Origin of the sequence: Mycobacterium neumannii, assembly GCF_002245615.1 — a bacterium.
GTDB classification, from domain to species: domain Bacteria; phylum Actinomycetota; class Actinomycetes; order Mycobacteriales; family Mycobacteriaceae; genus Mycobacterium; species Mycobacterium neumannii_A.
Genome location: NZ_NKCO01000012.1, coordinates 92905 through 108397, shown reverse-complemented (window position 1 = coordinate 108397; position 15493 = coordinate 92905). Strand labels below are relative to the sequence as shown.

Here is a 15493-nt window from a genome sequence, read left to right as displayed (position 1 = left end):
GATTCGCAACTGACACACGGGGAAATGAGATGGGCAGTTTGGGTGCACGAGTGACATGCGCCCGGGGTGCGAGTCGGCCCCGATGGGAGTGACCATGACGAAGGCGTCCAGGGCGCCCCGGTCCGCCAAAGCAAGTCCGGGCCCGGCCGGGTTGCCGTACACCGACCTCGGCACTCGGCAGATGCTCGACGCTCCGTACGCGCGGATGGCCGAACTGCGCGCGCAAGCGCCCATCTCGTGGGCCACCGCCCCGCTGCTGCTGCGGGGCAAGGGCGGCTACCTGGTGACCCGGCACGAGGACGTCGGCCTCGTCTTCGGCGACGATCGCTTCTCCAACGACATCATGAAGTACACCTCGGCGGGCCGGATCGCCTGGATGCTGCCGTCGTCGATCCGGATGTTGACCGAGACCATGGTCTTTCGCGACGATCCCGACCACAAACGGCTACGGACGTTGGTACACAAGGCGTTCACGCCGAAGTTCGTCACCACGCTGGTGCCCGACATCAACAAGATCGCCGAACAACTCGCCGACGAGGTGGCGGCCGAACGCGACGTCGACTTGGTCCAGGCCTTCGCCGTCAAGCTGCCGCTGGCGGTCATCGCCACCATGCTCGGCATCGCCGACAAGGACCGCGACAGGTTCCACGACCTCGTGGAGAAGCTGGGCGACGACGCGGGACGTCGCGCCGGGCAGCTCCGCAGTGCGTATCACTCGATCAAGCTGTCTCGGCTCTTCGAAGAGATGATCGCCGATCGCCGGGCCAACCCCGACGACGGGTTGATCTCAGAACTGGTGCGGGCCAACGACGGTGGGGACAAGCTCAGCCACAAGGAAGCCGTCGCGATGGTCTTCCTGCTGCTGCTGGCCGGCCACGACACCACCTCGAGCCTGATCGGCAGCAGCGTGCTGGCCCTGACCCAGCATCCCGAGCAGCAGGACCTGTTGCGCAGCCAGCCCGAACTCCTCGAAACCACCGCACTCGAGGAACTGTTGCGCTACACCGCCCCGGTGTCCTACGGCGCGGCCCGGCTTGCCAAGGAGGACATGGAGATTCGGGGTGTGCCCATCCCGCGCGGCTCCCAGTTACTGGGGGCGATCATCTCCGCCAACCGGGACGAGGCGGTGTTCGATAATCCGGATACATTGGACCTGAGCCGGAAGCCCAACCGGCACTTTGGGTTTGCCTTCGGTATCCACTACTGCCTGGGCCATCAACTCGCGAGGCTGGAAGGCCGCGCGGCGTTGAGCACCCTGCTGCGACGCTTCCCCAACTGGGAACTCAAGGTGCCGCCGGAGCAGCTGCATTACCGCCCGACGGTGTCGCTTCGCGGACTGACCAACCTACCGATACGGATGTACTGATATGACGCAGACACAACAGCAGGAATTCGACCACGCCATCAAGGACGAGGACATCGAACGCGCCAAGCTGCTGATCGGCATCGACGCCCCGACCAGCATCGACGAGTTCTACCGTGAGGCCAGTGTCGACGGCATCCGCAACTTCGCCCGGGGCGCAGGCGATGACAACCCGTTGTTCTGCGATCCCGACTACGCCGCCGACACCCGGTGGGGCGGCGTCATTGCCCCGCCGATGATCTTCTCGGCGATGTCCAAGAAGATGCTCGGCGATCCGATTCCCGAGGATATCCGCAAGGCCACCAGGGGCCTGTTCTCCGGCATCCACGTCTTCGTCTCCGGCCAGACCACCGAGTGGTACCAGCCGGTGCGGCCGGGGGACTCGCTCTACGGCTTCGGCGGTTTGGAGTCGATCGAAGAGAAGCACAGCGAGTATGCGGGGCGATCCATCATCCGCATCATCCGCCAGGTGAAGGTGAACCAGCGCGCCGAGGTCGTCGCAGTGGCCCGCATCATCCTGATCGCGACCGAGCGCCAGCGCTCCCGTGAGCGCGGCAAGTACATGGACATCCAGCCGGCGACCTACACCGACGAGCAGATCGCCGAGATCGACGAGATCTACGCCGCCGAGGACCCCCGCGGCGCGGAGCCGCGGTATTGGGAGGACGTGGAGGTCGGTGAGCCGCTGCCGAAGATGGTCAAGGGTCCGTTGACGCTCACCGACGTGATCAGCTTCCACTCGGGCGGTTACGGCTTCGGGCCGTACGGGATCGGCGCCGCGCGGATCGGCTACAAGAACCGCCAGCGCGTGCCCAAGTTCTACATCAAGAACGCCGCAGGCATCCCGGACGTCGCCCAGCGTCTGCACTGGGAGAACGAGTGGTCGCAGTCCATCGGCAACCCGATGGCCTACGACTACGGCGTGATGCGCGAGTGCTGGCTCACGCACTTCGTCACCGACTGGATCGGTGACGACGGCTGGCTGGTGCGCCAACACGACGAGATGCGCAAGTTCAACTTCATCGGTGACACGCAGTTCATCACCGGCGAGGTCGTCGGCAAACGTATGGAGAACGGAAATGCGTTGGTGGACCTGGACTTCCGTTGCACAAGCCAGCGAGGCGAGGTCACCGCTCCTGCCACTGCCACCGTCGCTTTGCCCAGCCGCGAACACGGCCCGGTGATCCTGCCCACGCCGGACGAGGAACTGCGCCGGAAGGCCGCGGCGATGCTCGACCGGCACAACGAACTGATCGGAAAATCGCGGCGGTGACTTCAGCCCACCCGATAGCCCACCCGATCGAAACCGGCACCGACACTGTGCTGGCCGAGGTCGTCGAGGGAGTCGGGGTCCTCACGCTGAATCGGCCCGAACGGCGCAACGCACTGCATGCCGAGATGTACGTCGCGGTGCCCCGGCTGCTGGAGCAGTTCGGCGCCGACGACGCGGTCGGGTGTGTCCTGATCACGGGATCTGGGAGCGCATTCTGTGCCGGCGGCGATGTGCGCGACGGTAATTCGGGGAGACAGACCTCCGAACAGGCCGGCGATGACGGCGATGTTGAGGCGAAGATGCGCGCGCAGTCCGCACAGCTGGCCGACAACGCGAAGATGGTGACCCTGCTGCATCACATGCCGAAGATCACGATCGCGGCGTTGCCCGGTGCGGCCGTCGGCGCGGGCATGAGCATCGCGCTCGCCGCGGACCTTCGCATCGCGGCGCGTTCGGCGCGGCTCATCCCCGGCTGGTCAAAGTTGGCCTTCTCCGGTGACTTCGGCGGGGCCTGGTTCCTGACGCGGTTGGTCGGGCCGGCGAAAGCGCTCGAACTCTTGATCGCCGACGAACCGGTGGACGCGGAGGCCGGGCTGCGGCTCGGGTTGTTCAACCGGGTCGTCGACGACGCCGACCTGCGCGAGTCGGCGATCCGCTGGGCCGCGCAGATCGCCGCGGGACCGACGGCCGCGTTCGCCGGTACCAAGGCTAACGTCCTTGATGCACAGAAGCTTTCGTTGGAGCAGGCTTTGGCGGATGAAAGCGAGCGTATGGTGCGCAGCGGCATGACCGCTGAGCACCGTGCGGCGGCCAAGGCATGGCTGGCCGCCGCCGCGGCGAAGGCGGGTGCCCGATCATGAGCGGCGTCGCGTCGATCTCCGCCGAATTGCAGCAGTGGATCTTGCAGACCACCGGCGCCGAACGAGTCGAGGTCAAGCAGGTACCCGGAGGTGCCAGCAGGCAGGCCTGGTTCGTCGACACGCACGGTCCAGGCGGTGATGAGCAGCTCTTCCTGCGCTACGACCCCCAACCGCCGAAGCCCGGCAGCGCCTTTCACCCGTTGCAGGTCGAAGCGGAGATCATGGCGGAGCTGTGGCGCCACGGTGTGACGGTGCCACGGGTGGTGGCCGCGCACCCGAACGAGCAGGCGGTGCTCCTGGAGCGCGTCGGCGGCGACACCTGGTTCCGTCTGATCAAGGATCCCGACGAACAGGTGCGCACCGCGCAGGATTTCATCGCCAAACTGGCCCATCTGCACCGCATCGACGCCGCAATGTTGGACATCCCTAGCCTGGGCCCCGCCGGCCCGGCGCAAGGGCACGTGCGGGATGAACTGGCTCGAATGCGCGAACGCGTTGCCGCACACGGGAAACCGGCTCCGCTGGTGTCATTCTGCATCGATTGGCTCGAGCGCAACGTCCCCGACTACGACGGACCGACAGTGCTGGTCCAAGGTGACACCGGGCCCGGCAACTTCATGTACGCCGGCGGCACGGTGACCGCGATCGTGGACTGGGAGCTGGCCCACTTCGGTGACCCGATGGACGACATCGCGTGGCTGTCCCTGCGCACCGTGCAGGACACCTTCACACATTTCCCGGACCGCATCGCCGAGTACGAACGGCTATCCGGACACCCGGTCGACGAAGGCCGGGTCTGGTACTACCGGCTGTTCGCCGAGACGCGGTTGGCTTCGATGAACCCCGGCGGCGTCGACGCGCGGGCGTCGGTGCCGGCGAATTCACCCGACGCCGGGAACAGCCTGATCTACGGCATGCTGCACCGCCGGTTGCTGATCGAGGCGCTCGCTCGGGTGGTCGGTATCCCCGACGTCGAAGTCGAATTCCCCGATGAAGACCAGGAATCCGAGCGCGCCTCCGTGTACGCCGCCACTGCCGCAGCCCTGTCTGACGCGGCGGGGCGCTCGACCGACGCGCTGGCCGTCCGCTACGTCAAGGGCGCTGCCCGGCTGGTCAAGTACCTCGCCGAAGTGGATCGGGTGGGTGCGCAGGTCGACGCGGCCGAACTGACCGAACTGACCGAACTGCTCGGTGAGAGCCCGGCTTCGGTTCCGCTGGGCCGAGCCGCCCTGGCCGAGCGCGTCGCGCGCGGCGAACTCGATGAACGCGACTACGTCGCCCAGTTGTGGCGCGGTATCAAACGCGACGACTACCTGACCAGAACCGCGTCCGGCGCGTTGCGGCACCGCACCTGGCCGGAACTTCACGATTCGAGCGAAACAGGAGTGCAGCGATGGGCATCGCCATCACCGAAGACCACCGTGAGCTAGCCGAGGTCGCACGGTCCTTCCTCGTCGCGCGCGGTGCGCGTACGGCATCGCGCGCGCTGTTGGACGCCGACACCGAATCGCAGCCCGAATTCTGGTCCGAACTCGCCGGACTGGGGTGGCTGGGCCTCCATGTGCCTGAGCAGTACGGCGGCTCGGGATGTGGCCTGCCCGAACTGGTCGCGGTGACAGAGGAATTCGGGCGTGCGGTGGCGCCGGGACCGTTCGTGCCGACGGTGATCGCGTCGGCGATCATCTCCTCAGCGGGCACCGAGGAGCAACGCGGGCGCTGGTTACCGGGCCTGGTCGACGGGAGTTCGACGGCGGGCGTCGGGTTCAGCACGGCGCTGTCCTCCGACGGCTCGCACTGCACAGGTGAGGCAGGTGTGGTACTCGGTGCGGGTCTGGCCGACCTGCTGGTGCTCACGGTCGGGGACGACGTCGTGGTGCTCTCGGCCGCGGCCGACGGCGTCGTCGTCGACGTGAAGACGAACCTCGACCCGACCAGGCGCTCGGCACGCGTCACGCTGACCGACGTCGCGATCGACGGTTCGGAGGTGCTTGCGGGCGCCGCCGGAACCGCGCGCGCCATGGCCAGGACCATCCTGGCCGCCGAAGCAGTTGGGGGAGCACACGATTGCCTCGAGACCGCGGTCGAGTACGCGAAGGTACGTGAACAATTCGGCCGCACCATCGGTACGTTCCAGGCCGTCAAACATCATCTGGCCAACATGCTGGTGGCCGCGGAATCGGCCGGAGCGACCGCATGGGACGCGGCGAGGGCGGCAGCGGCAGGCGAGCAGGAGTTCGCCCTGATGGCGGCCTGTGCGGCGACCCTGGCGTTTCCGGCTTACGTGCACAACGCCGAATTGAACATCCAGGTGCACGGCGGCATCGGGTACACGTGGGAGCACGACGCGCACCTGCACCTGCGGCGTGCCCTCACACTGCGCGGGTTGCTCGGCGGACGCGACGCCCCGGTCGATGTCTATGAACTGACCGCGAAGGGCGTGGTTCGCGAGAACTCGATCGATCTGCCGCCCGAAGCCGAACAGCTGCGCGAGGAGGTGCGTGCCGAGTTCGCCACCTGGACGGGATTGGATCCGGACCCGTTGCGCGAGCGCATGATCGAGACCGGATATGTGATGCCGCACTGGCCGAAGCCGTGGGGCCGAGCGGCCGGTGCGGTCGAACAACTGGTCATCGAGCAGGAGATGGCCGAGGCCGGCATCAAGCGACCGGAGTTCGGCATCACCGGCTGGGTGGTGCTGACGATGATCCAGCACGGCACCGCCGATCAGATCGAGCGACTGGTGCGCCCGGCGCTGACCGGGGAGCACGTCTGGTGCCAGCTGTTTTCCGAACCCGGCGCCGGTTCGGACGCGGCGGCGGTGAGCACCAAGGCCACGCGCACCGACGGTGGCTGGATCATCAACGGTCAGAAGGTGTGGACCAGCGGCGCGCACCTCTGTCGTTATGGCCTGGCGACGGTGCGCACCGATCCCGCCGCGGCCAAGCACGCAGGCATCACCACGGTCATCATCGACATGAACGCTCCCGGCGTCGAGGTCCGGCCGCTGCGTCAGATCACCGGGGGCTCGGAGTTCAACGAGGTGTTCTTCAACGACGTCTTCGTTCCCGACCGCGACGTGGTCGGCGAACCCAACGACGGATGGCGGGTGGCGCGGGCGACCCTCGGTAACGAACGCGTCAGCATCGGCGGCGGACTACCCGGTGCCCGAGGAGCCGCCGGGACGGTCGTCGACCTGACACAGCGGTACGGTGACCGGGTCGCGGCCGCCCCCGAGCGGGCGGGCAGGTTCCTCGCCGACGATCACGCGCTGCGACTGCTCAACCTGCGCCGGGCGGTGCGCAGCGTCGTCGGTGCCGAACCCGGTCCGGAGGGCAACGTCACCAAACTCCTGATCGCCGAACACGTCGTGGCCCGGGCGGGCCTCGCCGCGGAGCTCGTCGGACCCGACGTCGCGCTCCTGAGCGGTCCGGGGAAGTATCCGGGCTTCATGGTGCTGGCCTCCCGCGGTATGACCATCGCGGGCGGCACCTCGGAGATCACACGCAATCAGATCGCCGAGCGCATCCTCGGTCTGCCGCGCGACCCGCTGATCAAGTGACCGGCGCGAACACCGGAACCCACACGTCGTCTTGTTGTTGGAATCGGAGCTCGACCGGCATCCCGGAGTACACCGCATCAGGGTCGCAGTCGACGACGTTGGCAATGAGCCGCGTGCCGGCATCTTCGCTCAGCTCGATCAGGGCGACCACGAAAGGTGTTGGCACGCTGGGATTGAACTGCTGATGACACACCGTGTAGGTGAAGACGGTTCCCCGACCCGACACCGCGACGAACTCCGGATCGGTTCCGCACGTCGGGCACACCGGCCGTGGGGGATGGACGTAGCGCCGACATGCCGCGCAGTGGGCGATGAGCAACCGGCCCTCGGCTCCGCCGGTCCAATACGGGCGCGAGGTGTCGTCGAGCGGGGGCAGGATGCGCGGGGCGTGCGAGAAATCGGAAGGAACCGAAGCATCAGACACGCTATAAAAGTACACTGATTAAGTTCATTCGTCGGTAGGAGGTTGCATGTCCCCCGCGCCGAGCGCCCCGGTCATCTCGGGCGCCGGGATTTCTCGTATCGGGCGCCGCACCGGCATCCCGGGACTGGATCTCACCGTCGAGGCCTCGGCTGACGCCATCGCCGACGCGGGCTTGGCGCCCGCCGACATCGATGCGGTTCTCACCATGGGCGACACCCCCGCCGACGAGGCGGCCGCCGCGCTGGGTGTTGCGGCCGCGGGCGAACAGGGGCCGATGCTGGGCCGCAACGGGCTGCTGACCCCGGTCGTCGCCGCGCGTGACCTGATCGCCGAGGGCAGGGCCCGCCACGTGCTCGTCTACCGGACGGTGCAGATGATCGGCGGCACGGTGGATCGCGGTGCCGCCGAACGGGTTCCGGCATCGGGCGGCAAGCCCGCCGAAGGCGGTATGGACATGACCGAAGTCGGCTATCTGCTTGCCGCACACGCATATTCGGCCGCCAACTGGCTCGCCCTGCACTGTCGCGCCCATATGGACCGCTACGGCACCACCAAAGAGCAACTCGGCTGGATCGCACTGAACGGGCGACGCAATGCCGCGAGCAACCCGCTGGCGGTGTACCGCGACCCGATGACCATGGAGCAGTACCTGGGCGCCAGGATGATCTCCTCACCTCTGGGCCTCCTCGATTGCGACGTGCCGGTCGACGGTTCCATCGCTCTGGTGCTCTCCACCCCCGCACACCGGGCCAACGCCCCGCACGGTGCGGTCACCATCGAAGCCGCGGGTGGGGCGTCGGGTGCGGGCGGATGGACCGGTCGCCCCGACTACCCGAAGATGGCGATGCATGATGCCGCCGCCGACATGTGGTCACAGACCGACCTGAAACCGGCTGACGTCGACATCGCCGAGTTGTACGACGGTTTCAGCTATCTCACGCTGGCATGGTTGGAGGCGTTGGGTTTCTGCGCCGACGGTGAGGGTGGGCCGTTCGTCGAGGGCGGTCACAAGATCGCGCGTGACGGCCCGTTGCCGCTGAACACCTACGGCGGTCAGTTGTCGGCCGGCCGTATGCACGGGTACTGGGTGCTGTACGAGGCATGTCAGCAGTTGCGCGGCCTGGCGGGGGACACGGCGATAGCCGAGCGCCCCGAGGTGGCCGTCGCATCGGCCGGTGGCGGCCCGATCGCCGGATGTGTGCTGTTGTCGTGTTGACCGGGTCCGAGCGCCTCGCGGTGACAGCCGCCGACACCATCCCCGACGAGATCGCGGGGTTCATCCGAGCGCAGCCCGACACCGTGGTCATGGTTCACAGCGATGACCACGCCGACGAGTTCACCGTCACCGAACTCTTCGACGAAAGCATGCGCTTGGCGGCCGGACTGGCGGGGTTGGGTATTCGGGCGGGCGACGTCGTCGCCGTACAGCTTCCGAACTGGCGCGAATGCTTCTCCGCGCATGCCGCGGCCTGGTTGTGCGGTGCGGTGGTGCTGCCCATCGTGCCGATCTACGGGCCTGCCGAGGTCGCCTTCATCGCCAGGCAGTCGGGGGCGCGCGCCATCATCCTGGCCCGGCAGCTGCGCAACCGCGACACGGCCGCGACTGTGGCGGCGATGGCCGATCTGCCCGCGCTGCAGCACCGTATCGTGCTGGGTGGCGCGCACCCCGGCACCGTTCCGCTCGAGGAGTTGGCATCCACGCCGGCAACGGGTTTCGCGCCCGTCAACCCCGACCCGAACAGCCGCGCGGTGCTGGTGTACACGTCGGGGACGACGGCCGAACCCAAGGGCGTCCAGCACAGCCACCACTCGCTGCTCGGTGAACTGCGGGCGATGGATGCGCTGCGGCACACCGAGGCCGACGAGACGACGCTTGCGGTGTTCCCGTCCGGCCACATCGCCGGGACGCTGGGCATCCTGCGCCTGCTGTGCCGGTCCGGCCGCACCATCGCGATGGATGCATGGAATCCCGAAGCGGCCGCACGGCTCATCGCCGAGCACACGGTGAGGGTGTCGGCCGGCGCGCCAATCCACCTCGGCGGCATCCTCGACATCGCCGAGCGCGACGGACTCGACGTGTCGAGTCTGCGCGAGTACACGACAGGCGCGGCAGGCGTCGCGGGCACGCTGATCAGGCGAGCCGACCGGTTCGGCATCGGCGCCTATCGCTGCTACGGCTCCAGCGAGCACCCCACGATCAGCGTGGGCCGCCCGGAGGACCCGCTGGACAAGAGGGCCGACACCGACGGGCGGATCGCCCCCGGCACCGAGATTCGGCTGGTCGACGAGCGCGGTCGCGACGTTCCGGCGGGCGCCGACGGTGAAATCCTGACCCAGGGACCCGAGTTGTTCTCCGGATACACCGACCCTCGGTTCAACGCGGCCGGCTTCGTCGACGGCTGGTTTCGCACCGGCGATGTCGGACGCTTGGACGTCGAGGGCTTCCTCACCATCACCGACCGCAAGAAGGACATCATCGTGCGCGGCGGCGAGAACATCTCGTCGAAGGAGGTCGAGGACGTGGTCGGCAGCCACCCCTCGGTGGCCGAAGCCGCCGCGATCGGCGCCCCCGACGAGAAGTACGGCGAACGGGTCTGCGTGTTCGTCGTACTGAACGACGGGCAGTCATTCGACACCGCCGATGCCGCAACCCACTTCGCCGCATGTGGGCTGGCCAGACAGAAGACGCCCGAACGCATCGTGGTGGTGTCGGAGTTGCCGCGCACCATCAGCGGCAAGGTGCAAAAGCACCGTCTCAGAGAACAACTCGACACGACCGAGCAGTAGGGATCCGACGAAAGGAACGAACGTGGGCAGAGTGCAGGACAAAGTGGTCCTCATCACCGGTGGCGCCCGGGGGCAGGGCCGGTCGCATGCGGTGCGGCTGGCCGAGGAGGGCGCCGACATCATCTTGTTCGACATCTGCGGCGATGTCGAACACAACGACTACTCGCTGTCCACCGAACACGACCTCGAGGAAGCGGGCCGCGAGGTCGAGAAGACCGGGCGCCGGGTGGTGACCGCCGTGGTCGACGTGCGCGATCGGGCTGCGCTGGCCGAAGCGCTGCAGTCCGCGGTGGCCGAACTCGGCAAGCTCGACGTGGTAGTCGCCAACGCCGGAATCTGCCCCCTGGGCGGCGAACAGCCGATCGACGCCTTCGCCAATGCCTTCGATGTCGACTTCGTCGGCGTGGTGAACACCGTTCACGTTGCGTTGCCGTATCTTTCGGCCGGCGCGTCAATCATCACGGTCGGATCGGTGGCCGGGCTCCTGGCCGAGAAGGCCGGGCCGGCCGCGAGCACGGGTCCCAACGGTTCCGGCGGCGCGGGCTACAACCTGGCCAAGCAGTTCATCGACAAGTACACGATGGCCCTGGCCAATCAGTTGGCGCCGAAGTCGATCCGGGTCAATGTGGTGCATCCGACCAACGTCAACACCCCGATGCTGCACAACGAGTCGATGTACAAGATGTTCCGGCCCGACCTTGAGCATCCTTCTCTCGACGACGCGTTGCTGACCTTCCCGATGATGCAGGGCATGCCGATTCCCTATGTCGAACCCGAGGACATCTCGCACGGGATCTGTTACCTGGCCTCCGACGAATCGCGGTACGTGACGGGACTGCAGCTCAAGGTCGACGCCGGCGCCACCCTGAAGTTCTGACCGGACCGACCACCGATGGCGATGCAATGGGCGATGCCATGGCCGGGCAGCGAACTCGCCGGACAGGCCGAATGCGCTGGCGCAGCGGCCTTCTGCGCCGGCGAGTTCGCCGATACCGGCGCCTATGTCACGGCGTCGGAGATGGCGCACCAGACCAGCACCGCCCGGATCGGGCCGGGGATCGCGTACGCGTTCGCGCGGTCACCGTTCGTGCACGCGGCGGCGGCGCGGCACCTGAACCGTGTCGCGCCCGGACGGGTGTTCCTCGGGTTGGGCGCGGGAACCGGGCGGATGAACCGCGACTGGTTCGGGGTGGACTCCTCGCATCCGGCGGCCCGGATGAAGGAGTTGGTGGCCTGCATACGAGCATTCCTCGACGCCGACAACGGCGACCGCATCACCTTCAACGGCGACTTCTACCACATCGACGCCCGTATCCAGGCCCCGGTGCTCGGCCGGATCGACGTGCCTATCCTACTGGGCGCATTCAACGTTCACATGCTGCGCACCGTCGGCGGCGTGGCCGACGGGGTGCTCGGACACGGGTTGTTCACCGACCGGTGGTGGAGCGAGGTCGTCGAGCCGAATATGGCTCTAGGGGCGAAGCGAGCCGGGCGCGACGCCGCGCGGCTCTTGCGCTGGGGCTGGGTGATCACGGCGATCAACGACGAGGACCCCCAGCGCGCGATTGACGACGCCAAGCGACAGATCGCGTTCTACCTGACCGTCAAGACATACGACTCGTTGGTCGAACTGCACGGCTGGCAGGACGAGGTCGCCGCGATCCGCGCGGACTTCGCCAACGGAGATCCCCGCACGATCGGCACGCATGTCAGCGACGACATGCTGTGGGCGATCGCGGCATGCGGGGACACCGAACAGGCGCGGTCGATGCTCGCCGCCCGCAGCATCCTTCCACAGCTCGGGTTTCATTCTCCGCCAGGCTTTCTCGTCAGCACACGGCGGCGCACAGAGTATGGCCGCAAGATCATCGAGGCCTTCACGCGAACAGGAGTTGTCACGTGACCACCCATCAGCACACCGAGACCCCCAAGTTCCTGCCCGAAGGGGCCAAGACCTACCGGGACTCACCTCCGATCATCTGGCTGGCCCGACTGGGCGCGGTCTTCGTCGTCTTCCAGCTCTACGTCTACGGCCGCTGGATCTTCTCGGACGAGTTCGCACCCGCGCCCACCGGACCCGACCCCATCCCCGCATCGAGCATCGCCTGGATCCGGTTCTGGGAGATCGGCTGCATGATCGGCGGAGTGATCTTCCTGATCTGGATGATCCGCAAGACGCGGCGGGACAAGCAACTTCCGCCCGTCGGCATCTTCGTCGTGGCCTGGCTGCTCGCGGCCTGGCAGGACCCCGGCGTGAACGCCGTCCGCCCGGTATTCGGTTACAACGCGGGCTTCTTCAACATGGGCACCTGGGGAGAGTTCATCCCGGGCTGGGTGGAAAAGGGCCCCGAGAATCCGCAGCCGATCATCTATTTTCTCGCCAGCTACATCCTGCTGACGCCGCTGGCCATCATGGGCATCGACCAGGTGATCGCCCGCATGCGAAAGACGGTGCCGCGCATCAACACCGCGGGTGTGCTGCTGGTGATGCTGCTCCTGTTCATCGTGCTCGACATCGTCTTGGAGCAGTACTTCCACCGCATCGGCCTCTGGAACTACCTACGCGTCGACGACACCTGGTCCATCTTCTCCGGCACCATGTACCAGTTCCCGCTATACGAGGGCATCGTGTTCGGCGGCCTGGTAAGCGTCTCGTCCATCGCCATCTACTGTCTGCGTGACCGCGACGGCTTGATGATCTCCGACATCGGCATCGACCAGCTCAAGAACAAGCGCACGGTCACCGGAGTGCGCATCCTGGCGCTCACGGCGGTGTTCAACCTGATCATGCTGGTGTTCAACCTCGGCTTCAACCTGGTCAATCAGCACGCCGAGGTACAACCACCCGCCGACGAGGTGCCCAGCTACATCCATCACGGCATGTGCGGGGTCGGCCCGAACCCGCCTTGTCCGCCACGCCCATGAGGTCCGTTACAGGCGCAGCGCGCGCGCCAACACCGTCGTCGTCGAACACACGGCGGCGTAATCACTTTGACCGCACGCGGCCAGGGCTACTCGGAGTGCGATTCCGGCAGGTTGCGTTTGGCAGTACCGGGATAACCGAAGAACTTCTCGAAGTTGGCGTCGTTGATGCGTCCGGCGCTGTTGCGCTTGGCGGCCGATTCCAGCGCGGCCAAGCGGGCGTGTGCCTGTCGAAGAGCGTCGGCGTCGCCACCGGACTCCAATTCGGCGACAGCGGCACGGGCAGAGGCCATCTCGATGCGTAGCCGCTCACCGACCTCGCCGAAAGTCAGCAGATCGTGGTCGTCCTCATCCATCCGGGTGCGCGCTGCGTCCGAACCTTCGAACGATTTCGCATCTTCCATGCGGCCCACGTTACTCATCGATTCATAGGAGGCACCATGCCTTTGCAGGACAACCACCAGATCGTCTCCGTCGACGACCACCTGATCGAACATCCCCGCGTATGGCAGGACAGGCTGCCTGCGAAGTTTCACGAGAACGGCCCGCGCATCGTGGAGATCGAAGGCAGGCACCTGTGGAGCTACGACGGGCAGATTCTGCCGACCATCGGCCTCAACGCGGTCGCAGGCAAGCCGCCCGAAGAGTGGGGGATGGATCCGGTCCGGTACGAGGACATGATCCCGGGGTGCTATGACCCGGTGGCCCGCATCGCGGACATGGACCTCGACGGCGTCCAGGCCGCGCTGTGTTTCCCGTCGTTCCCGGGGTTCGGCGGCAGCACGTTCTTCCGCGGTCAGGACAAGGAACTCGCGCTGCTGTGTGTCAAGGCGTGGAACGACTTCTACATCGACGAGTGGTGCGCCACCGCGCCGGACCGCTACGTCCCGTTGGCGATCCTGCCGGTGTGGGACATCGACGCGACGGTCGCCGAAGCCGAACGCGTGGCCGCCAAAGGCGCGCGCACGCTGTCGTTTCCCGACAGCCCGGTGCCGATGGGGCTGCCTTCGTTCCACTCCGACCATTGGGACGGGTTGTGGCAGGTCTGCTCTGATGCGCACATGCCCGTGTCGTTGCACTTCGGCTCAGGCTCATTCGTGCCCGGCTTTTCGTATTCGGCGTTGGCCACGTCGCCGAACCCGACCTTGCCGGACGCACCGTTCGCCGTGGCGATCACGCTGTTCTCGACGAACTTGATGTGGACCACCGTGGACCTGCTGTTCTCGGGCAAGCTGCAGAAGTTCCCGGATCTGCAGTTTTCGCTGTCCGAGGGCGGGATCGGCTGGGTGCCTTACATTTTGGAGCGCGCGGACTATGTGTGGGAGCGGCACCGCTACTACCAGCCCATCGACTTCGATACGCGCCCTTCGGATCTGTTCCGCTCGCACTTCTACGGCTGCTTCATCGACGACGAACACGGGCTGGAGAACCGGTACACCATAGGCGTGGATCGCATCACGCTGGAAATCGACTTCCCGCACTCGGATTCGAACTGGCCGAACTCGCGCACGCGTGCCGCGGAGGTGTTGGCCGATGTTCCCGACGAGGAGTGCGCGCTGATCGTGGAGGACAACGCCCGACGCATGCTCCGGTTCCCCCGCGTCGAGTCAAAACAACCCGTGTCAGTCGGCTGACCGGTCGTCACACCGCCAGCGGAGCCAACAGCGTCGTGACCATCCGGCCGGACCTTGGTTTCGTCTGCCATGGCGGCCCCGATGTCGGGGGCCAGCCACACGCTTCCGAAGAACCGCATCAGCAGTTCGGGCGAGCACTTCGGTGTCGCCGCGAAGAGTGCCGCGGCGATGAGGTTGCCTGCCTTCGGCGTGGGACTCATAGCCGTGAGACGAACAGGCCGACTCTGCTCACTTGGCGACGGTGTTGGAGGCCGACGCCTCGTCCAGCAGCCGCCGCAACACGCGCACCGCCTCGGTGAGCGTCTTCCGGTCGGCGCCGCCGAGCCGTTCGAGGTACGGATCGATAACCGCGCCGCGGATCACGCGCACCTGCCGCAGCGTGTCCACCCCTTTGGGAGTGATGCGGATCAACACCGCGCGTGCGTCCTCGGGGTCGACGGTTCGCGACACCATGCCGGCCTCCTCGAGGCGGCGGACCTGGGTCGTCATCGTCGGCTGTGAGCAGTGGTCGAGTGCGGCCAGATCGGAGATGCGGGCCTCGCCCTGGTCCTCGATCGTGGACAGCAGTCGCGCCTGGGCATACCCGAGGGGCAGGCGGGCTCGCTGCGTGGCCAGTCGGTTGATCCGGGCGACCACGGACAACAGATCGGCTCCGAGCGTCTGGGTCATGC

At 66.8% G+C, this 15493-nt stretch carries 14 protein-coding genes; 11 read left to right on the top strand and 3 right to left on the bottom strand.

Annotated elements, in window-relative coordinates:
* Positions 1 to 94 precede the first annotated feature (94 nt).
* Genes CEX88_RS15710 through CEX88_RS15690 form a run of 5 tightly spaced genes read left to right on the top strand, consistent with a single transcriptional unit; the run spans position 95 to position 7055 of the window.
* Positions 95 to 1366, top strand: a complete 1272-nt coding sequence (locus CEX88_RS15710) for a cytochrome P450 family protein (RefSeq protein ID WP_094294216.1) — start codon at positions 95 to 97, stop codon at positions 1364 to 1366.
* A gap of 1 nt (position 1367) precedes the next feature.
* Positions 1368 to 2636, top strand: a complete 1269-nt coding sequence (locus CEX88_RS15705) for an FAS1-like dehydratase domain-containing protein (RefSeq protein WP_094294178.1) — start codon at positions 1368 to 1370, stop codon at positions 2634 to 2636.
* Positions 2633 to 3496 (top strand): enoyl-CoA hydratase/isomerase family protein, encoded by an 864-nt coding sequence (locus tag CEX88_RS15700; RefSeq protein WP_094294177.1) that lies wholly within the window; start codon positions 2633 to 2635, stop codon positions 3494 to 3496. The genes CEX88_RS15705 and CEX88_RS15700 overlap by 4 nt, the downstream gene beginning before the upstream one ends.
* Positions 3493 to 4926: a phosphotransferase family protein gene (locus tag CEX88_RS15695; protein ID WP_094294215.1), complete on the top strand. Its 1434-nt coding sequence runs from the start codon at positions 3493 to 3495 to the stop codon at positions 4924 to 4926. The genes CEX88_RS15700 and CEX88_RS15695 overlap by 4 nt, the downstream gene beginning before the upstream one ends.
* Positions 4890 to 7055, top strand: coding sequence for an acyl-CoA dehydrogenase family protein (locus CEX88_RS15690; protein ID WP_094294176.1), 2166 nt, complete (start codon positions 4890 to 4892; stop codon positions 7053 to 7055). Before CEX88_RS15695 ends, CEX88_RS15690 begins: the two co-directional genes overlap by 37 nt.
* Here the strand turns inward: CEX88_RS15690 and CEX88_RS15685 are convergent.
* On the bottom strand, positions 7048 to 7479 hold the full coding sequence (locus CEX88_RS15685) for a Zn-ribbon domain-containing OB-fold protein (RefSeq protein ID WP_094294175.1): 432 nt from the start codon (positions 7477 to 7479) through the stop codon (positions 7048 to 7050). The genes CEX88_RS15690 and CEX88_RS15685 overlap by 8 nt on opposite strands.
* A 46-nt stretch (positions 7480 to 7525) precedes the next feature.
* Between CEX88_RS15685 and CEX88_RS15680 the strand changes: the two genes are divergently transcribed.
* From CEX88_RS15680 to CEX88_RS15660, 5 genes are read left to right on the top strand one after another with little or no spacing between them, the layout of a single operon-like run.
* Positions 7526 to 8695 (top strand): thiolase family protein, encoded by a 1170-nt coding sequence (locus tag CEX88_RS15680; protein WP_094294174.1) that lies wholly within the window; start codon positions 7526 to 7528, stop codon positions 8693 to 8695.
* Positions 8689 to 10266: a class I adenylate-forming enzyme family protein gene (locus CEX88_RS15675; protein ID WP_238382080.1), complete on the top strand. Its 1578-nt coding sequence runs from the start codon at positions 8689 to 8691 to the stop codon at positions 10264 to 10266. Before CEX88_RS15680 ends, CEX88_RS15675 begins: the two co-directional genes overlap by 7 nt.
* Before the next feature lie 22 nt (positions 10267 to 10288).
* A complete protein-coding gene (locus tag CEX88_RS15670; RefSeq protein WP_094294172.1) occupies positions 10289 to 11143 on the top strand; it encodes a mycofactocin-coupled SDR family oxidoreductase in 855 nt (284 codons plus the stop codon).
* Positions 11144 to 11164: 21 nt separating this feature from the next.
* Positions 11165 to 12169 carry an LLM class flavin-dependent oxidoreductase gene (locus CEX88_RS15665; protein WP_094294214.1) on the top strand — a complete coding sequence of 335 codons (1005 nt, stop codon included), beginning with the start codon at positions 11165 to 11167 and terminating at the stop codon, positions 12167 to 12169.
* Complete coding sequence (locus tag CEX88_RS15660) at positions 12166 to 13191, top strand: spirocyclase AveC family protein (protein WP_202931515.1); 1026 nt, start codon at positions 12166 to 12168, stop codon at positions 13189 to 13191. The genes CEX88_RS15665 and CEX88_RS15660 overlap by 4 nt, the downstream gene beginning before the upstream one ends.
* An 86-nt stretch (positions 13192 to 13277) precedes the next feature.
* On the opposite strand, the gene CEX88_RS15655 is transcribed toward CEX88_RS15660, so the two are convergent.
* Complete coding sequence (locus CEX88_RS15655; protein WP_094294171.1) at positions 13278 to 13592, bottom strand: acyl-CoA synthetase; 315 nt, start codon at positions 13590 to 13592, stop codon at positions 13278 to 13280.
* A gap of 36 nt (positions 13593 to 13628) precedes the next feature.
* On the opposite strand from CEX88_RS15655, the gene CEX88_RS15650 reads away from it, so the two are divergent.
* Complete coding sequence (locus CEX88_RS15650; RefSeq protein ID WP_094294170.1) at positions 13629 to 14822, top strand: amidohydrolase family protein; 1194 nt, start codon at positions 13629 to 13631, stop codon at positions 14820 to 14822.
* 228 nt (positions 14823 to 15050) lie between these two features.
* Here the strand turns inward: CEX88_RS15650 and CEX88_RS15645 are convergent, their stop codons facing one another.
* Positions 15051 to 15491, bottom strand: a complete 441-nt coding sequence (locus tag CEX88_RS15645; RefSeq protein WP_094294169.1) for a MarR family winged helix-turn-helix transcriptional regulator — start codon at positions 15489 to 15491, stop codon at positions 15051 to 15053.
* Positions 15492 to 15493 lie beyond the last annotated feature (2 nt).